The organism is Sphingomonas tabacisoli (assembly GCF_042678385.1).
Taxonomy (GTDB): domain Bacteria; phylum Pseudomonadota; class Alphaproteobacteria; order Sphingomonadales; family Sphingomonadaceae; genus Sphingomonas_B; species Sphingomonas_B tabacisoli.
The window spans coordinates 1,760,908-1,779,907 of sequence record NZ_JBHUDY010000001.1 but is presented as its reverse complement, the minus strand read 5'-3'; the positions used below and the strand labels follow the sequence as shown (position 1 = coordinate 1,779,907).

Sequence of the window (19,000 nt, the reverse complement as noted above, 5' to 3'; positions counted from 1 at the left end):
TCCCCTGAAACGTAAAAGCGATCGGCTGCGAACGAAGCCGGGAACGACGATTGTGCGCGTTTCCCGGTCTCGCCCGCGGCGATCGTCGAAGGCCTATTCCTTCTCGCCCTGCTCCATCAGCGCGCCCATGTTCCCGACGAAGCGCGTGCCGACGAGCCCGCGTGCGAGCGCCTCGACCCGGCCGCCGCGCGCGTCCTCCTCATCGGCCTCGACCTCGGTCAGATCGACCGGTTCGAGCCCGATCGCTTCGGCGGTGACGTTGAGCTTCTTCACCGCGTCGCCGGAGAGTGAAGCCCAGGCGCTTTCGACTTCGCCCAGTTCCTTCTCCAAGGCATCGACGCGAGCGAGCGCATAGGGAGTGGGCCGCTGCTCGGTCGACGTGACCGCGCCATAGGCATAGTCCATATTCTCGCGCAGCCGTTCCTCGCCGGTGATCGCGCCGCCTTCCTTGGTGGCGACGACCTGGGTGCGCAGCGCTTGCACCTTGTCCTCGAGCGCTTTGGCCTCGGCTTTGGCAGCGGGGGAAGCTTTGGGATCGGCCGCGATCTGGTCGGCCTTGGCGCGGGCGGCGTTCATTTCCGCCACCAGCTTGCTCATCCGTGCGAACAGGCCCTTGACCCGTTCGGCCGCGGCGAACTGCGCCTCGCGGTCGGCCACCGTAAACGTCGCGCGCCTGTCGAGCGCGATCGTCATCGGCGCCGTCGAGACTTCACCCGCCTTGGTCAGCCGCACCGTATATTGGCCCGGCAGCACGCGCTGCCCCTGCGTGGAGCGGCCGGCGATCGAGGCGGCAGGCGGCACCTGGGGCGGCTTGGTCCGCATCGACCAAACGACGCGGTTCAGCCCCTTGCGCTTGGAGGCCGGCAGCTCGTCGACCACCTTGCCGTTCGCGTCGAGCACTTCGAGCTTCATGCGCCCGATCACGTGCCGCGCTTTCTGGTAGTAAGTGATGACGGCGCCGTCGGGCGGGTTCTCGCCGGCATAGGCGGCATCGCCTTCGGCCCAGCCGCCATTACCTTGGATGCGCTGCTGCACCGCTGGGCCCGGGATCAGCACCGCGTTCGCGGCAAGCTTGTCAGGTGTCAGCGCCCGCAGCGGGCTGACATCGTCGATCACCCAGATGCCGCGGCCGTGCGTCGCCAGCACCAGATCGTCCTCGCGGTCCTGGATCGCGATGTCGCGAACGGCCACGTCCGCAAAGTTGTTCGGCTTGAACTGCGCCCAGTGCGCGCCGCCGTCGATCGAGGAATAGAGGCCGAACTCGGTGCCGACGAACAGGATGTTCGGGTTGAGCCGGTCCTCCTTCACCACATGCGCATAGCCGCGCACGCCGCCCGTTTTCGCCCCGATCAGCGGCTTCCAGGTCCGCCCGTAGTCGCCGGTGCGGAAGATGTAGGGCGCAAAGTCGCCGACCGTGTGCCGGTCGACCGCAACATAGGCGACCGCAGGATCGTAGCGGCTCGCCTCGACCCAGCTAACCCAGCTATCCTTGGGTAGCTTCAGGTTCCGGGTGACATTGGTCCAGCCCTTGCCGCCATCGCGGGTGAGCTGGACATTGCCGTCATCGGTGCCGACCCAGATCTGGCCCGGCGCCTTCGGGCTTTCCGAGATCGAATAGATGGTCGTGTGCATCTCGGCCGCCGAGTTGTCGACCGTGATGCCGCCCGATTCTTCCTGGCGCTGCTTGAGCGGATTGTTGGTCGTCAGGTCCGGCGAGATGCGGTCCCAGGTCTGGCCGTGATCGCGGCTGCGGAACAGGAACTGCGACCCGATATACAAAGTGCCCTTTTCGTTGGGCGACATATGGATCGGCGTGTTCCAGTTGAACCGCAGCTTTTCCTTATAGCCGCCCTTGGGCTGGATATCGCGCTGCTCCAGCGTCTTGCGGTTGATCCGCGAGATGCTGCCGCCCTGATATTCGGCATAGGCATAGTCGGGATCGGACGGGTCCGGAAAGGCCCAGAAGCCGTCGCCGCCATACAGGTTTTCCCAACGCTGATTGGTGATGCCGCCGGGATATTCCTGGTCGCCGACCCAGGACGAGTTGTCCTGCAGGCCGCCATAAACCTGGTACGGATCCCGATCGTCGACGCTGACATGGTAGAACTGGCTGATCGGCAGGTTGAGGCCGTGCCGCCATTTGGTGCCGCCATCCTCGCTGATCCAAAGGCCGCCATCGTCGCCGCCGATCAACTGCTTGGGATTGCTCGGATTGATCCAGACGTCGTGCCAGTCGGCATGGCTGGACTGGGCGGAATCGGTGAAGCTCTTCCCGCCATCTTCCGAGCCGATCATGTGATAGCCCATCTTGAACAGGCGCTTGTCGTTGGTCGGATCGACCACGAGCCTTCCAAAGTAGAACGGCCGCCAGACCATGCCCTGGCTGCGGTCGCGTTCCGCCCAGGTCTTGCCGCCGTCTTCCGACACATAGAGCGCCGAGCGGACATTCTCGACGAACGCATAGACAGTGCTCGGCTTCGACGGCGCGAAGGCGACTTCGACGCGGCCCCAGGGCTGCTTGGGCAGGCCCACGCTATTGCCGTCGTTCAGCTCATGCCAGGTGCGGCCGCCATCAAGCGATTCCATCAGCCTGCTGCCCGACGCGGCGGTCGGGCCGTGGCCGCCGGACCGGAAGTCCCAGCCGGTGCGCCGGAAGTCCCAGGTGCCCGCCAGCAGCCGCTCGGGGTTCGACGGGTCCATCGCGACCGACGAGCAGCCGGTGGACAGGTTCGCGGCCTTCAGGATCTGCGTCCACGTCTTGCCGCCGTCCGTCGTCTTGTAGAGACCGCGGTCGGCGGAATCCGACCAGAGCCGGCCCGGCGCGCAGACATAAACGGTGTTGCCGTCCTTGGGGTGGACGAGGATGCGGACGATCCGCTCGGTCGTTGGCAGCCCCATCAGCTCCCAATTCTCGCCGCCGTCCGTCGATTTGAACACGCCGCCGCCGATCGAGACGGAGTTGCGCGTCCAGCTTTCGCCGGTTCCGGCCCAGACCACTTGCGGGTTGGTGGGGTCGAGCGCCAGTGCGCCGATCGACTGGACCGGCTGCTTGTCGAAGACCGGGCGGAAGGTCGTCGCGCCGTCTTCGGACTTCCAGACGCCGCCGGACGCCGAGCCCACGAACAGCGTGATCTTGCCGTCCTTTTCCTGGCGGGCGGCGATTGCGGCGATGCGGCCCGACATCTGCGCCGAGCCGATGTTGCGGATGCCGAGACCGGAGATTGCCGCGGAATCGGCAGTGACCGGCGCGGTCTGGGCGAGAGCAGGAACCCCGAGGATCAGGGCAGTGGTGCAAAACAAAATGCTGCGCATGGGGATCACCGTGCCTTGGAGGGAGAAGCCGAAGGAGTCTTGCCGTCGGGCGGTGTTTCCTTCTTCTTTTTCTCCGGCTGCACGTCGCCAGGCTGGGCAGCGGCCGGCGCCGGCTTGTCCGCAGGCTGCGCGAACAGCGACGCAGGCGCGGCGACATTGGCCTCGGCGGTCGCGATGATCACGCGCTGGCGCTGGTTCGACTGGCCCTGCTGCCAGCTATCGATCGACATCGGGAAATAGACGCCCCCGACTTTCTCGTAATCGCCCAGCTCATACTCGGTGACCTGTAGCGCGCCGCGAAGGCGCCGGGTCTCGGTCATCTTGATTTCGAGGAACGTGTCAGGATCGAGCAGATAGACGAACTCGTCGCCGTCGGGCTGCGCCACCTTCAGCTTGTAGGCCAAGGTCCCGTCAAAGTCCTCGCGGCCGAGCGCAGAGACCTGCGCCTTGTCCGCCTTGGCGCTCAGCAGCACACCGTTCAGCAGCGCGGAATCTGCCAGCGAGCGGGCCTCGTCGCCCGTCATCCTCTCCGCGTCGCGGCGGCCCTGGAAGGGATTGATGCGCCAGGCGTTCGAACCGTCATAGGCCTGGACCAAAGTCAGCCCCTGGATAGCGGCGTCGATGCGGACGGCGTCCCCGGCCGGTTCGTGGGCACGCACCTCTTCGTAGGTGAGCTGGAAATCGCCCGGGAAGATCAGCTTGCCGTCGAACTTGACCGATTTGAGCGCCGCCAGCGCCTCGGCCCCGCCTCGCGCTGCCAGATTCTTCGCAACCAACTCGTCGGCACTCGGCTCGGCCGCCGACACCGCGCCAGGCACGCACAACAACGCCGCCGAAGCAGCGAGCATCCATTGTCTCACGAAGTTCTCCCCTGCAGACTTTCGCGGAGGAATGCGCTGTGGCGCGAAGCTTGGCAATGCCTCGTTCCGACGCTTGTCGATCCCCCGCGGGCTTTTGCCGAACCCGTTGATGGAGCCTGCAGAGATGTGCCAAGCTATCCGGGCGTTTTTGTCAGAGCCTCGCGAGCGTGCCTGCCGTTGCGGTCCCTGGCCAGTGCGATGCCGGCAAGGTTCTGGGTTCGTTTGACGTAGCGGACATTCAATGGCGCCGAAGCCACTCTGAGCGTCTCCAGTTCTGCGAGATGCCGCACGAACGCTTCCCTGCATTTCACCGTGCCGTTCGCCTGATTGACGACCGCCAGGGCGTCGCCAAGGAATATCGGGTCCGACAATCCCATATCGTGCGCGATTTTGACCGCGTGGATCAGCGCCAGCCATTCGGCGTCCATGCTGGTTCCGACGCCTAGGCCCCGCTGAATATAGGTGCGACCCTTTACAACGACCGCGGTTTCCATCCCGATCGGATCGGGACGGCAGCCGCCATCGAAAAACACCTTCACGCGGGGTCGCATCGCCATTCCCCGGACGGCACGCCGTCGATCGTCCAATCGCCGATCCGCCAGCGCACCAGCCGCAATGTCGGATGCCCGACAGCGGCCGTCATGCGGCGCACCTGGCGGTTGCGGCCTTCGCGGATCGTGAGCCGGATCCAGCTATCGGGCACGCTCTTGCGGACACGGATCGGCGGGTCGCGCGGCCATAATTGCGGATCGTCGATCCGTTCGGCCTCGGCCGGACGCGTCGGGCCGTCCTTCAGTTGGACGCCATTGCGCAGGGCGGCGAGGGCAGTTTCAGTGACATCGCCCTCAACCTGCACGAGATAGGTCTTGGGCATCTTGAATTTGGGATCTGCAATGCGCGCCTGCAGCCGTCCGTCATCGGTCAGCAGCAGCAGCCCCTCGCTGTCGCGGTCGAGCCGGCCTGCCGGATAGACGCCCGGCATGTCGATGAAGTCCGAAAGCGTGCGTCGCGGCGAGCCCGCGCTGCCGCGATCGGTGAACTGACTGAGCACATCGTAAGGCTTGTTGAACAGGACCAGCGTCACGCGGCCAGGCTCAGCGCGACCGCCTCGGCGACCTTGATGCCGTCGACTGCCGCCGACAGAATGCCCCCGGCATAGCCAGCGCCTTCGCCGGCGGGGAAAAGCCCGGCCGTGTTCAGGCTCTGAAAGTCCGCACCGCGTGTGAAGCGCACTGGCGAGGACGTACGCGTCTCGACGCCGGTCATCACCACATCCGGATGATCGTAGCCGGCGATCTGCCGCCCGAAAACCGGGATCGCTTCGCGCATTGCCTCGACCGCGAAATCGGGCAGGCACTGTGCTAGGTCGGTCGGCGTCACGCCCGGGCGATAGGAAGGGACGATGCTGCCGAGCGCCTCCGACGGACGGCCTGCCAGAAAGTCGCCGACGCGCTGCGCAGGCGCCTTGTAGTTCGATCCGCCGGCGACGAAGGCAAGCGACTCCCAGTGCCGCTGGAACGCAATGCCTGCGAGCGGATCGCCGGGATAGTCGCGCGCGGGGTCGATGGCGACGACGAAGCCGGAATTCGCGTTGCGCTCGTTCCGCGAATATTGGCTCATGCCGTTGGTCGCAACGCGCCCCTCTTCGGACGTCGCGGCAACCACGGTTCCGCCGGGGCACATGCAAAAGCTGTAGACGGTGCGCCCGTTCCTGCAGTGATGCGCGATGTGATATTCGGCGGCGCCCAGGATCGGGTTGCCGGCGTTCGGCCCGAACCGGGCGCGGTCGATCCACGACTGCGGATGCTCGATCCGCACGCCGATCGAGAACGGCTTGGCCTCGACATAAACGCCCGCGGCCTGAAGCATGGCGAAGGTGTCGCGCGCACTGTGCCCGATCGCCATCACCACGCGGTCTGCTTCCAGATAGTCGCCGGTGTGGAGGTGCAGGCCGCGGACGCGCCGTTCGCCGCTCGCATCGGTCGCGATATCGATCCCGTCGACGCGGGTCTGGAACCGGTATTCGCCGCCCAGCCCTTCGATCGTCTCGCGCAGGCTCTCGACCATCGTCACCAGACGGAACGTGCCGATGTGCGGGTGCGCTTCGGTCAGGATTTCGGGCGGGGCGCCGGCCTTGACGAACTCGGTCAGCACCTTGCGGTTGAGGTGGCGCGGGTCCTTGATCCGGCTGTACAGCTTGCCGTCGGAAAAGGTGCCGGCGCCGCCTTCGCCGAACTGCACGTTGGACTCGGGGTTCAGCACGCTGCGCCGCCATAGTCCCCAAGTGTCCTTGGTGCGCTCACGCACGACCTTGCCGCGGTCGAGGATGATCGGCCGGAAGCCCATCTGCGCAAGGATCAGCCCGGCGAACAGGCCGCACGGCCCGGTGCCGATCACGACGGGCCGCTTCGATCCGGCCGGCGCCTGTGCGACGGGTTTGTAGCTCGTGTCCGGCGTGGGGCCCAGATTGCGGTCGCCGTGCAAGCGGGCGAGCACCGCGCTTTCGTCCCTCACGCGCACGTCGACGGTATAGACCAGCTGGATATTGGTCTTGCGGCGCGCATCGTGCGCCCGCCGCGCGACGGCGTGGTCGAGCAGGTCGCCCGGGGCAATGCCGAGCCGCTTACAGATCGCAGCGGGGAGCGCTTCCGGCGTATGGTCGAGCGGCAGAATAAGGTCGGTCAGGCGAAGCATCGATCGCCCGTAGCCCGCAGGCGACGATGCGCCAACATGGCGGTTCAGGAACTTCGGCCGTCGGCATGATTACATCGCGGTTCCTTATTACTTAACCGCGTGTTACCCACGTCGAATCGCATGAACGGGAAAGGGGGCCGGTTCGTGTCAGGGGCAATGAAGCGGCTGTCGTGGGTCTGTGCGGGGAACCGCGGGCTGGGCCGATTGCCGTTCGGCAAAATCGCTGCCGCGCTGTTCCTGTTTCTCACTTTGGCGCTGCCCTGGAACGCGGCTTCGGCCACGACCATCGCGGATGTGTGCGGGAATGAGGGCGCCGCGGTCAGCATCGACGGTGCGAAGCTGGATGCGCTTGTCGACCAGAGCGACGCAGTGCTTGCGAGCGGAGCCGCAAACCGTGGCGACGAAGCGCTGCGCACGCTGCAGCAAGTCTCCTCACTAGGACAGGGCGCTTCGGCTTCCACAGATGTGCAGGCGAAGGCGTGCCTCTCGGCGGGCCGCGCAATGCGCGTGGCGAAGAACGGCACGGGCCGGGAAGCCAAGAAATATCTGATCTCCGCGTACCGGCTGGCGGAAAACGCGAAACAGCCAGGCATCGCCGCGCGCGCTGCGCTCGAGCTCGGGTTCACGGCCGTCGCCGAAGCGCCGCCTGCCACCGGAGCGGACAGCCGCGGCCTGAACGACGACGCCGAAAAGGCGGCGGCAGACACGATGCGCGCCTGCGCCCCGACCCTGGCCGATGCGCTCGACCGCGAGGGCGATTATTTCACCGCCGCGGCGGCGCTGGACTGCGCAGCGGAGACGGCTTCCGCGGCCGGCGACAAGCAAGTCGCGGCGATCGCGAACCTGCGACTGGCGCGCCTCAGCATCGCCTATGCGTCGCGCGATCGGGTGATCGCCCAGATGCTGCGCAGTGACGCCCAGACGCGTCTGCTGGCTGCGATGGACGCCGGCGTGACGATTCCCGATCCGCGCATCCGCGGTGAGGTCACTTTACGGGCGATCGAGACGCTGCTGGAGACCGGCGAGGCCGACCCGCGCATTGCTGCCGCGCTGGCGGCGCTGCGCTCGACAACCGCGTCGCAACCCGGAATTGAAGCCTATCGCCTGGCGATGCTCGCCGAGCTGGCGAGACTGCAGGGGCAGCCGCTGAAAGGGCGCGGGCTGCTGTCGCAAGCGATCCTTCTGGAAGCGCAGGAACCGCAGCCGGTCCGCCTGTCCACCTGGTATCTGAAGATGGCGGATGCGGACCCAGCCAATCGTGCCGCGCACATCGCGGCCGCCTACCGCGCGCTGGAAAGCGTGCGGCCTTTGCTGCCCCAGCTTGACCCGATCACTCAGGAATCGATGTTCCAGCTTCGGCTGCGGCCAGTGTTCGAACGCGCATCGGAGCAGGAGCTTTCGGCGGGCCCGAACGATCTCGGCGCGATCGACCGCGCCCAGGCCATCATCGAACGCTACCGTCAGGCCGAGCTGCAGAATGTGTTCGGCAGCGAATGCGTCCCCGCGCGCGATCCGCTGCGGCCCGCCGACCTGATCCCCGGCGAGCTGCTGCTGTATCCGGTGCTGCTCGGCGAACGGGTCGAGCTGATCTACGCGACCGCCGGTTCGAACGGCTTCCAGCGGCTGGTCTCGCCCGCCAAGGTCGGCCGCGCGGATGTCGCGAAGCTGGTCGACCAGTTCGTCTCGGCCGCCAGCACCGGCGGCGACGGCTGGCGAGAGCCAGCGCACCGGCTTTACGATATTCTCGTCAAGCCGGTGGTCGATGCACAGCGCGTCGACACGATCATCGTCGTGCCCGACGGGCCGCTTCGTTCCTTGCCGTTCGCCGCGCTGATGGACGGAGACAATCATTTTCTCGTCGAGCGGGCGCGGGTGATCGCCACGCCGGCATTGGGCTTTGCCGATCCGGGCCGTTCGCTCCGGGGGCAGCCCGCCGTGCTGGCGCTCGCGCTTGCCAAGGAAGTCGACTTGCCGGCCGGCCGCTTTCCCAGGCTCGAAGGGACGGTCGAAGAGGGCGAGGCGGCCGCCGGCACGACCGGCATCCTGGTTCAGAATTTCCGCAGGGCCGACCTGGAGCGGGCGCTCAACGGACGGCATTTCGACGTGCTGCATCTGTCCACGCACGCAAGCTTCAACGGCCGGGCCGATCGCGCCTTCATCGTCGCGGACGGCGACTCCATCCCGCTCAGTGAGCTGCGCGATCTGGTCGCCGACAACGAAGCCCGCGGCCAGAAGCTGTTCCTGATCGTCCTCGGCGCTTGCGAGACGGCAGTGGGCGACGATCAGGCGAATATGGGACTCGCCGGCGCAGCGGTGCAGGCGGGCGCGCAAAGCGCCGTCGCCTCGCTCTGGCAGGTCAACGACCTCGGCACCGTGCGGCTGATGAAGGCCTTTTACGACAATCTACGAACCGGCAAATCGCGCGGCGAGGCGCTCCGCGAGGCGCAGCTCTCGCTGATCAAATCCGGGCCGGAGCTGGCGAATCCCAATATCTGGTCGGCCTTCATCTTGTTGGGAGGATGGCGGTGAGGCCCCGCCGTCTCTGGCTCGCCTCCTCCGCACTTGCGGCCCTTGCGCCCATCGCGGCGCTGCAGGCGCAGACCAACATCGCCGCCGATGTGTCGCCTGCTCTCAGCCTCGGTACGGTCGCGGTAAAGAACGGCACGATCGTCGACATCACCGGCGGCACGGCGAGCGGCCCGAACCTGTTCCACAGCTTCAGCCGCTTCGATCTTGCGAACGGCGATACCGCGCGGTGGCTGGCGACGCCGCAACAGGCGACCGGGGTCCAGAACCTCGTCAACCGGGTGACGGGCGGCACGGCCTCCACCATTTCGGGAACGCTGGACACCACGTCGTTCGCCAATGCCAACGTCTATTTCCTCAATCCGGCGGGCGTGATCTTCGGCTTCGGCGCGCGATTGAATGTGCCGAACGCGATCTATGTTTCCACCGCGCGCGAGCTTGCGTTCGCCTCCGGCCCGACCTTCACCATGACGACGCCGCAGGGCGGCAGCTTCTCGATCGACGCACCGGCCAAATTCGGCTTCGTCGGCGCGCGCGGCAACATCACCGTCGATCGGGTCACCTCCGCGTTCATGCCCTCCACCGGCACGTTGCACCTCAGCGGCGGAGACGTGCTGATCCAGTTCTCGCAGCCCGATATCGCACGCGTCGATCTGGCGGCCGTCGGCACATCCGACCTCCAGCTCGACCGCCTCGACCCGCTGGCCTCGACGGCCACCGGGACGCTGACGCTAATGAATACCCCCCTCGTCAGCAGGGGCGGCGCGACGCGTCTCTTGGCCGGCAACGTCAACCTCGTCGGAGCGGAAGTGCGCGCGAAAGGGACGGCGACGCTCGCCGCCGGGCCGCTGTCCGTCAAGGCGCAGTCGCTCTCGCTCACCGGGTCGTCGGCTCTGGGCAGCGAGGCCACGGCCGTTGGTGGCGGGGGGCTGGTCAGCCTGAACCTGTCCGGCGCGCTCAGCCTCTCGAATTTCTCGATCCTGTTCGCGCAGACGAGCGGCGCGGGCGACGCGGGCGCGCTCAGCATCAACGCGGCGAGTGCATCGCTTACGGGCAATTCCTTCATCGACACGCGCAATCTCGGCGGCTCGACCGGACGCGCGGGCGACGTGGACGCGCATTTCTCCGGCAATCTCGATCTTACCGGCTCGCGCATTACCGCCTCGACACTGAACGCTTCGCGCGGCGGCAATGTGAATGTCAGCGCAGCGCGGATTCAGCTTCTCGGCGGCTCGCGCATGGAAAGCTCGACCCTGGCGTCGGCAACCGGGCCGGCTGGGTCGATCACGCTTGCCGCCGATCAGGTGAAGATACGGGGCGGCTCCGTCCTTGCCAGCCAGGTCTTCGGCTCAGGGCAGGGTGGCTCCGTCAACGTCACTGCCGGCACGCTCGACATTTCCGACAACTCGACCGGCATCGTGGTGAACTGCTTCGGTGCGACCTGCACCGGCAATGCAGGCGACATCAACCTGAACGTCGGCACGCTGCTGATGGACAATAATTCGCGCGTGGTGACGAACACGTTCAACGCGGGCAATGCCGGCGCCGTCCGGATCAAGGCGAACGCGATCACGCTGTTGAACGACGCCAAGATCAACTCGGAAGCGAGCATCTTCGACGACATTCCGCGGCTCGTCTCGACGGGCAACGCCGGATCGGTGGAGATCACGACGGGAACGCTGACTCTCGACAACGCCCAGGTGCTCTCGTCCGCCTTCGGCTCTGGCGATGCCGGTTCGGTGCGCATCGATGCCGACCAGATTCGGGTAAGCGGCGGCCGGTCGGGCATCTCTTCGAGCACGTTCGGACGCGGTCACGGTGGCAGCGTTACCGTCAACACCAACGACCTCCTGATCGAAAACAGCGGCTTCGTGGGCGCGCAGTCGGTTGAAGGCGAAACCGGCTCGGGCGATGCGGGCACGGTCAACATCACGGCGACCAACGGCATCAATCTCCGCACTTTCGGCCGGATCAGTTCGGCCGCGAACCAGGGATCGGGCCGCGCCGGCTCGATCACGATCGCCGCAAACGCGCTCAATGTTCAATCCGGCGCGAGCATCCGGGCGACCGTCAACAATGCCGGATTGGGTGGCGGCAGCATCGACATCACCGTGCCGACCATCACCCTCGACGGCACGGTGATTTCGTCGTCGGCCGAGGTGGGATCGACCGCGCCCGCCGGCGACGTGCGGGTGAGCAGCACCGACCTAACCCTGACCAATGGCGCGTCGATCAGCAGCAGCACGTCCGGCACCGGGGTAGGCGGCCAGGTATCGGTCGCGGCCACGAACAGCCTCAGCCTGACCGGAGGTAGCCAGATCAGCTCGCGTGCCGAAAACCGCTCGACCGGAAAAGCGGGGCGCGTCGATGTCGCGGCGGGCACGATCGCGGTCGACGGCGCGAATTCGCTGATCACATCGTCCACGCTTGGGCAAAACGATGCGGGCGCAGTTACCGTCGGCGCAACGGCGCTCACCCTCAGCAACGGCGGCGGGATCACCGCCGACGCCGAAAGCGGCTCCAAGGGCAATGCCGGTCAGGTGACGGTCAATAGCGGCACCATCGCGCTCACCGCTGGCGGCCGGATTTCATCCTCGACGTTCGCCACAGGCCGTGCAGGCGAAGTGAGCGTCACGGCCGGCACGCTCACCAGCGATGCCGGCACGATCGCCTCCGCGGCGCAGACTGGTTCCAGCGGCACGGCGGGCAACGTCACGGTGGCAGCGGACAATCTGGTGCTGTCCAATGGCGCGCAGATTTCGTCCCAGACCCTCGCTTCGGGCAATGCCGGTTCGGTTCGCGTCACGTCCTCCAACACACAACTGTCCTCGGGCAGTCTGGTGACCTCTCGCGCAGATACCGGCGCGACCGGTGCGGCCGGCAGTGTCACGGTCGAGGCCGCGCAACTCACGGCAAGCGGCGCCACGATCACTTCGTCGACCGCGGGGCCGGGCAATGCCGGCGACGTCACGCTTCGGGGAACGAACATCACGCTGGCGGATGGCGCGAAGGCGACTGCCGAAAGCCAGTCGGGTGCCTCCGGCAACGCCGGGCAGGTTCTCGTCCAGTCCGACACGCTAACCCTGGTTCGTACCGGTGCGCAGATATCCTCGGCCACAGCGGGGAGCGGATCGGCGGGCGGTGTGACCGTCCGAGGCGGCGCGCTGCGGGTGGACACGAACGGGTCGGTCAACTCACTGGCGGCGGCCGGGTCGACCGGCGCTGCCGGCGATGTTCTGGTCGACGTGACTGGCAATGTCGACGTGGCCGGGGCGGCGACAATTAGCAGCAGCACCTCCGGCACCGGCGCGGGTGGTCAGGTGTCGGTCGCCGCCGCAAACCTCAACCTCGCTGACGGCGGCCAGATCAGCTCGCGCGCCGAAAGCCAGGCGACGGGCAAGGCCGGACGCGTCACCGTGGCCGCGGGGACGGTCACCGTCAATGGCGCGAACTCCCTGATCACCTCGTCGACGCGCGGGCAGAATGATGCCGGCGCCGTCACCGTTGGCGCGACGACGCTGATGCTCAGCGGCGGTGGCGGGATCACGGCCGATGCCGAAGTCGGCTCCAAGGGCAATGCGGGCCAGGTCACGGTCAACGGCACCAATATCGCCCTCAAGAGCGGCGGACAGATTTCCTCCTCGACCTTCGGGACTGGCCGGGCAGGCGAAGTGAATGTGACGGCGACTACGCTGAACAGCGACGCTGGCACGATTGCTTCCGCTGCTCAGGCAGGTTCGACCGGCATGGCGGGCAACGTCACGGTCGCCGCCAACACTCTTGCGCTGAAGAACGGCGCGGCGATCTCGTCGCAGACCCTGGCTTCTGGCAATGCCGGGTCGGTCAGGGTGACATCCTCGGACGCGCAATTCTCGTCGGGCAGCCTCATCACCTCCCGCGCCGACACCGGCGCGATGGGTACAGCCGGCAGCGTCACCGTCGAGGCGGCAAAGCTCACCGCCAGCGGCGCCACGATCACCTCCTCGACGGCCGGTCCCGGCAGTGCCGGCGACGTGACGCTGCGTGGAACCAACATCACACTTGCCGACGGCGCGAGGGCGACGGCCGAAAGCCAGGCCGGCTCTTCCGGCAACGCCGGGCAGGTTCTTGTCCAGTCCGATACGCTGACTCTGGTCCGCACGGGTGCGCAGATTTCCTCGGCGACGGCGGGCAGCGGCTCGGCTGGCGGCGTCACCATCCGCGGCGGCGCGCTGCGCGTGGAGACGAATGGCTCGGTCAACTCGCTGGCGGCGGCGGGATCGACGGGCGCGGCGGGCGACGTGCTGGTCGACGTGACCGGAAGCGTCGAAGTGAGCGGCGGCGCGATTTCATCCGATACGTTCGGTGCGGGTGCAGCGGGCGACGTGACCGCCAAAAGCGCGTCGCTGCTCGTCGAAAAAAGCGGCCAGATTTCCTCGAATTCGGACCGCTGCGGCGACGGAAGCTGCGTTGCGCTTGGTGATGCCGGCAATGTCGGCGTCCAGGCCACGGGAAAGGTGCTGGTCCGCGACAATGGCGTCATCGCGACCTCCACCGAAACGCGCGGTGCGGGCGGCGCCGTGTCGGTCAAGGCGGCCGAACTGCGGGTCGGATCCGGTGGCGCTGTCCGCTCCGAAGCTTCCTCCACCGGCAACGCCGGCAGCATCCAGATCGACGCGCCGACGCTGGCGCTCGACGCCGGCGGATCGATCAGCACCAGCACCTTCGGAGCAGGCAATGCCGGCCAGATCGTCGCGGTCAGCCAGACATTCCAGGCTTCGGGCGGTCAGCTCTCGTCCAGCGCCGGGACTGGCGGCGGGCGGTCGGGCAATATCGACCTGACGACGAACAGCGCCTCGATCGTCGGCGGCGGCAAGGTGCAGACCTCCTCGGCCAGCGCCGCGCCGGCCGGCGCGATCACGCTGCGTGCGGCCACGCTCGACATCATCGGCGCTGGCAGCGAGATCGCCAGCGAGAACACGTTCGCGGGTCAGGTGGGGCAAGGTTTGATCCGCTCGCAGGCGGTCGATCCGCCGGGCGCGGCCGGCTCGATCCTGATTTCCGGGCCGAGGCTCCTGCGGATTTTGGATGGCGGCAGCATCAATACGAACTCCGTCTCGGGTCCGGCCGGAGCGATCACGATCCAGATGCCGCCGGGCGGCCTGCTGTTGCTTTCGGGTGCGACCCAATCGGGCGTGATCACCACTTCGTCCGGACCAGGCACGGGCGGCCGGATCACCATCGCCGCCCCGTTCGCGATCGTGTCGGACGGCGGGGACATCCTTGCGCTCGGCCAGCAGGGCGGGGCGAACGTGCAGATACAATCCGACTTCTTCATCCGATCGGCGGACCGCATCAACCGGCTGTCGGTGGACGGATCGCTGGTGGTGGACAGCACGGTGCAGGACGTCAGCAGCGGCACAACGGTGCGCGAGCTCAACATCATCGACGCGTCGAAAGTGCTGCGCGGCCAATGCACCAGCGTCCGCAGCGCCAAGGATACGAGCCAGCTCGCCGTGCAAGCGCTCGGGCCTTTCAGCTTGACGGGCACGCGCGGGATCGAAGGGGCAGGCGCAACGGGAGGATGCCATTGAGCCGGCCGCGGCCGCTGGCGGCCATGCTCTCGCTGCTCCTGGCGGGCACCGCCTTCCCGTCGGTTGCGCAGCAGGCGCCTGCCCAACCCCTGGAGGCCGAAAGCACCGCCACGGTGACGCTCGGCGACGTTGCGGTGACTGCGATCAATGCACCGGCGTCGGACAAGGGCATGCCGCACGCCCGGCACGCGGCGGTCGCCGCTCCCGGACAAACGGTGCAGCTTCAGTTTGCCGAAGGTGAAGCCTTCGACGCTGCCTTCGTCCGCAACCAGTTCGCGCGCAATGGCCTGATCGGCAAACCCGTCGCGGTTGCGACGCTGATCGACATAGTCCAGTTGATCAACGCCGCGCTGATCCGCGACGGCTATGTGAACACCGGCGTCGTCGTGGAGGAGCAGCCGCCGCTGACCGATGGCGGGACGCTGAAGCTGAAGCTCGTCTATGGCCGGCTCGGTTCGGCCGACGGCACCAAGCCGCCGGTGAAGGTCGAATGGGGGCAGGGCGGCCGACGCGGCCTGTCGAGCAGCTTCATCGCATCGCGGGCCGCAGCGGCGCAGCAAGGGCCCGTCGATGCGATCGCCGTGGAGCGCGATTTCCGGCTGCTCTCCGACGATCCGGCGATCCGAACCGTGCGGGCCGATCTGAAAGCGCTGGAGACGGCGGGCGAGGCGCAGCTCGTGCTGACCGTCGATCCGGCGCCGCGCTACGACCTGTACGTGACCGTCGCCAACAACCGGTCGCCCTCCGTCGGCGGCGAGCGAGCCGCGATCGGCGGCAGCATGCGCAACCTGCTGGCCAGCACCGACGTGGTGGCGTTCGAGGTCGGCCGAACCAGCGGCGCGACCGATGCGACGGCCAGCTATTCGACGCCGCTGTTCGATTACGACCTGCGGCTGAACGTGCGCGGCGGCTACAACGACGCGGCGGTGATCGATCCGCAATTGCTCGCGCTCGACATTTCAGCGCGCGACCGCTTCGTCGAAGCGGGGCTTGGCTACACCCTGCTGCGGCGCCCGCTGCTGCCGGTCGAAGGCGGCGGGTGGCGCTCGGCACGGGCGTTGAGCGTCGGCCTGAATTTCGTCCATCGGCGGACGACGACGTTCCTGTTCGGCGAGCCGTTTTCCTTCACCCCGGGATCGGTTCGCGGGCGCGCCGAATACAGCGCGCTCAGGGGGCTGGTCGATTTCGTCGATCGCAGCCCCACCCAGGCGCTGACCGTATCGCTGGCGGGCACGCTGGGGCTGGACGGCACGCGGACCGACGTTCCCGGGCTGCTCCAGCCGCCGCAGAACTTCAAGCTGATCACGGCGCAGCTCAACTATGCCCGCCGCCTGTCGGCGAGCCGGCTGGAACTCCGCGCGCGGCTCTCCGGTCAATGGACCGACGATATCCTTTATACCGCGGAGCGCTTCTCGGTCGGCGGGTCGGCGAGCGTGCGCGGCTATCGCGAGAACCTGATCCTCGCGGACCGCGGCGTGGTCGGATCGATCGAGCTGGCGCAGCCGTTCAGCCTGTCCGGCCGCAACGCCGACGCATCGGGCATCGACCTTGGCGCCTTCGTCGCGTCCGCATTCGTGGACGGCGCCTATGTCGACAATATCGGCCCCGCCGATCCGTCGCCGCGCTGGATCGCGGGCGCCGGTGCTTCGCTGGCCTGGATACCGTCGGAAGCGTTCTCCGCGCGCATCACCTACGCCAAGTCGCTAAAGGATGCGCCGATCGTGGGCCGCCGCGACTTGCAGGATCGCGGCTTCCAGTTTCTCGTCACGGTGCATCCGCTCGTCCTGTTCGGCTATCGCTAGGACGCGGGATCGCGGGCAGTCAGCGGTTCCCATTCCCCTGCTTCCGGCTGAGTGCCTGCGCCGCGGACGCCACCGCCGGTCCGGGTGCCACGGTTGTCGCGCATCTGCCGGTACATCAGCGATACCACCGGTTCGGCCGGCCCCTTTGGCTTTGATAGCAGTACCAACTCGCCTGGCCCGTTGATCTCGCGTGTGCCGCGCTGATCGATCAGGATGATCTTCTGGCCGGCGAGCAGCCGGATGTTGCGCAGCGTCCCGGTCGCGCTGCCGCCTTCCAGCCGCCATTCGTTCGGCCCCACCGCGCGCGCCACCAGCACGGTCTGCGCGGCGGCGATGCCGCCCATCGTCAACGCCACCGCCCCGGCGACGATCAGTAAAATCCGCCCCATCGGTCCTTCTCCCCCGGCTGCTGTTCTACCCGGACTGGGCAGCTCGGTCGAGGTCAGACGGACATGCGGCGCCACTGCTTAGCCCGTTGCGCTCGGGCGTTTGAGCCTGCATGGGGCGCGGGTGAGCGGCCCCGTGAACGACTGGTTGAACTTCGTGCAGCGGATGGCGCGCAATCCGCGTGCGATCGGCGCGATCACGCCGTCCAGTCCGGCGCTTGCCGAAGCGATGGCGGCGCAAGTGGATTTCTCGATGCCGGGTCGCGTGCTGGAGCTCGGCCCCGGCACCGGCGCGGTCACCAAGGCGCTGATCCGGCGCGGCATGGGTCCTGAGAAGGTCGTCGCGATCGAGCGCGATCCGACGTTCGCCCGTATGCTCCGAGCGCGGTTTGCCGGACTGGATGTGGTCGAGGGCGATGCGAGCGATTCCGCGCGGATGAAGGAACTCGGCCCGTTCAACGCGATCATTTCCAGCCTGCCTTTGCTCAATTTCCCCAAGCACGAGCGTGTCGCGTTGGTGCGCGAGCTGCTGCGGCTGCTGCCGCCCGGCGCACCGTTCGTACAGTATAGCTATGGCGTCAAAGCGCCGTTGCCGCGATCGGCCGACATCCGCGTCACCCTGGCGAACCGGGTGTGGCGCAATCTGCCGCCGGCGCGGATATGGATCTTTCAATCGCGGGTCGCCGACGATGCGCCCGCCGTCAGGGAGCGGGAGCAAGTAGGATGAAGACGCGCGCCGCGGTTGCCTTCGAGGCGAAGAAGCCGCTGGAGATCGTCGAGCTGGACCTCGAAGGTCCGAAGGCCGGCGAAGTGCTGGTCGAGATCATGGCGACGGGCATTTGCCACACCGACGCCTATACGCTCGACGGCTTCGACAGCGAGGGCATTTTCCCGAGCGTCCTCGGCCATGAAGGCGCCGGCATCGTGCGCGAGGTCGGCGCGGGCGTGACCTCGGTGAAGCCCGGCGATCACGTGATCCCGCTCTACACGCCCGAATGCCGCCAGTGCAAAAGCTGCCTCAGCGGCAAGACCAACCTCTGCACCGCGATCCGCGCGACGCAGGGCAAGGGGCTGATGCCCGACGGCACCACCCGGTTCAGCTACAAGGGCCAGCCGATCTACCACTATATGGGCTGTTCCACCTTCTCGAACTTCACGGTGCTGCCCGAGATCGCGGTCGCTAAGATCCGCGAGGACGCGCCTTTCAAGACGAGCTGCTATATCGGCTGTGGCGTGACCACCGGCGTAGGCGCGGTGGTCAACACCGCCAAGGTCCAGGTCGGCGACAATGTCGTCGTGTTCGGTCTCGGCGGCATCGGCCTGAACGTCATTCAGGGCGCAAAGCTCGCCGGTGCGGGCAAGATCATCGGTGTCGACATCAACCCCGCTCGCGAAGAATGGGGCCGCCAGTTCGGCATGACCGACTTCCTGAACTCCAAGGGCCTGTCGCGCGAGGAGACGATCGCGAAAGTGCTGGAGCTGACCGACGGCGGAGCGGACTATACGTTCGACGCGACCGGCAACACCGAAGTGATGCGCACGGCGCTCGAATGCTGCCACCGCGGCTGGGGCACCTCGATCATCATCGGGGTCGCCGAAGCGGGCAAGGAAATCGCGACCAGGCCCTTCCAGCTCGTCACCGGCCGCAACTGGCGTGGCACCGCGTTCGGCGGCGCCAAGGGGCGCACCGACGTGCCCAAGATCGTCGACTGGTACATGAGCGGCAAGATCGCGATCGACCCGATGATCACCCACGTCCTCACGCTCGACGAGATCAACAAAGGCTTCGACCTGATGCATAAGGGGGAAAGCATCAGGAGCGTTGTGGTTTACTAGAAAGGGAGGAG

Annotated in this window: 11 protein-coding genes; 5 read left to right on the top strand and 6 right to left on the bottom strand. The window is 67.1% G+C overall.

Annotated elements, in window-relative coordinates; genetic code table 11:
- Positions 1 to 93: 93 nt before the first annotated feature.
- From ACFSCW_RS09180 to ACFSCW_RS09160, 5 genes are all read right to left on the bottom strand, one after another.
- Positions 94 to 3,312 carry a VPS10 domain-containing protein gene (locus ACFSCW_RS09180; RefSeq protein ID WP_380888552.1) on the bottom strand — a complete coding sequence of 1,073 codons (3,219 nt, stop codon included), beginning with the start codon at positions 3,310 to 3,312 and terminating at the stop codon, positions 94 to 96.
- Positions 3,313 to 3,317: 5 nt separating this feature from the next.
- Complete coding sequence (locus ACFSCW_RS09175; protein WP_380888550.1) at positions 3,318 to 4,172, bottom strand: hypothetical protein; 855 nt, start codon at positions 4,170 to 4,172, stop codon at positions 3,318 to 3,320.
- A 134-nt stretch (positions 4,173 to 4,306) separates the two neighbouring features.
- Positions 4,307 to 4,666: a reverse transcriptase-like protein gene (locus ACFSCW_RS09170; RefSeq protein ID WP_380888549.1), complete on the bottom strand. Its 360-nt coding sequence runs from the start codon at positions 4,664 to 4,666 to the stop codon at positions 4,307 to 4,309.
- Between the two features lie 41 nt (positions 4,667 to 4,707).
- Positions 4,708 to 5,256, bottom strand: coding sequence for an rRNA large subunit pseudouridine synthase E (locus ACFSCW_RS09165; protein ID WP_380888547.1), 549 nt, complete (start codon positions 5,254 to 5,256; stop codon positions 4,708 to 4,710).
- On the bottom strand, positions 5,253 to 6,866 hold the full coding sequence (locus ACFSCW_RS09160) for an NAD(P)/FAD-dependent oxidoreductase (RefSeq protein ID WP_380888545.1): 1,614 nt from the start codon (positions 6,864 to 6,866) through the stop codon (positions 5,253 to 5,255). The genes ACFSCW_RS09165 and ACFSCW_RS09160 overlap by 4 nt, the downstream gene beginning before the upstream one ends.
- Before the next feature lie 156 nt (positions 6,867 to 7,022).
- On the opposite strand from ACFSCW_RS09160, the gene ACFSCW_RS09155 reads away from it, so the two are divergent.
- Genes ACFSCW_RS09155 through ACFSCW_RS09145 form a run of 3 tightly spaced genes read left to right on the top strand, consistent with a single transcriptional unit; the run spans position 7,023 to position 16,767 of the window.
- A complete protein-coding gene (locus ACFSCW_RS09155) occupies positions 7,023 to 9,395 on the top strand; it encodes a CHAT domain-containing protein (RefSeq protein ID WP_380888543.1) in 2,373 nt (790 codons plus the stop codon).
- Positions 9,392 to 14,965, top strand: a complete 5,574-nt coding sequence (locus ACFSCW_RS09150; protein WP_380888542.1) for a two-partner secretion domain-containing protein — start codon at positions 9,392 to 9,394, stop codon at positions 14,963 to 14,965. The genes ACFSCW_RS09155 and ACFSCW_RS09150 overlap by 4 nt, the downstream gene beginning before the upstream one ends.
- A complete protein-coding gene (locus ACFSCW_RS09145; RefSeq protein ID WP_380888540.1) occupies positions 14,962 to 16,767 on the top strand; it encodes a ShlB/FhaC/HecB family hemolysin secretion/activation protein in 1,806 nt (601 codons plus the stop codon). Before ACFSCW_RS09150 ends, ACFSCW_RS09145 begins: the two co-directional genes overlap by 4 nt.
- On the opposite strand, the gene ACFSCW_RS09140 is transcribed toward ACFSCW_RS09145, so the two are convergent.
- Positions 16,764 to 17,156: a hypothetical protein gene (locus ACFSCW_RS09140; RefSeq protein WP_380888539.1), complete on the bottom strand. Its 393-nt coding sequence runs from the start codon at positions 17,154 to 17,156 to the stop codon at positions 16,764 to 16,766. The genes ACFSCW_RS09145 and ACFSCW_RS09140 overlap by 4 nt on opposite strands.
- A gap of 121 nt (positions 17,157 to 17,277) precedes the next feature.
- Here ACFSCW_RS09140 and ACFSCW_RS09135 point away from each other — a divergent pair, with 121 nt between their 5' ends.
- Positions 17,278 to 17,880, top strand: a complete 603-nt coding sequence (locus tag ACFSCW_RS09135; RefSeq protein ID WP_380888537.1) for a class I SAM-dependent methyltransferase — start codon at positions 17,278 to 17,280, stop codon at positions 17,878 to 17,880.
- A complete protein-coding gene (locus ACFSCW_RS09130) occupies positions 17,877 to 18,989 on the top strand; it encodes an S-(hydroxymethyl)glutathione dehydrogenase/class III alcohol dehydrogenase (RefSeq protein ID WP_380888535.1) in 1,113 nt (370 codons plus the stop codon). Before ACFSCW_RS09135 ends, ACFSCW_RS09130 begins: the two co-directional genes overlap by 4 nt.
- Positions 18,990 to 19,000 lie beyond the last annotated feature (11 nt).

What these genes read in the sequence shown, in the direction of transcription:
- ACFSCW_RS09180 (WP_380888552.1), bottom strand. Translation starts at nt 3,312, where the DNA reads ATGCGCAGCATTTTGTTTTGCACCACTGCCCTGATCCTCGGGGTTCCT.
- ACFSCW_RS09170 (WP_380888549.1), bottom strand. Translation starts at nt 4,666, where the DNA reads ATGGAAACCGCGGTCGTTGTAAAGGGTCGCACCTATATTCAGCGGGGC.
- ACFSCW_RS09160 (WP_380888545.1), bottom strand. Translation starts at nt 6,866, where the DNA reads ATGCTTCGCCTGACCGACCTTATTCTGCCGCTCGACCATACGCCGGAA.
- ACFSCW_RS09155 (WP_380888543.1), top strand. Translation starts at nt 7,023, where the DNA reads ATGAAGCGGCTGTCGTGGGTCTGTGCGGGGAACCGCGGGCTGGGCCGA.
- ACFSCW_RS09140 (WP_380888539.1), bottom strand. Translation starts at nt 17,156, where the DNA reads ATGGGGCGGATTTTACTGATCGTCGCCGGGGCGGTGGCGTTGACGATG.
- ACFSCW_RS09130 (WP_380888535.1), top strand. Translation starts at nt 17,877, where the DNA reads ATGAAGACGCGCGCCGCGGTTGCCTTCGAGGCGAAGAAGCCGCTGGAG.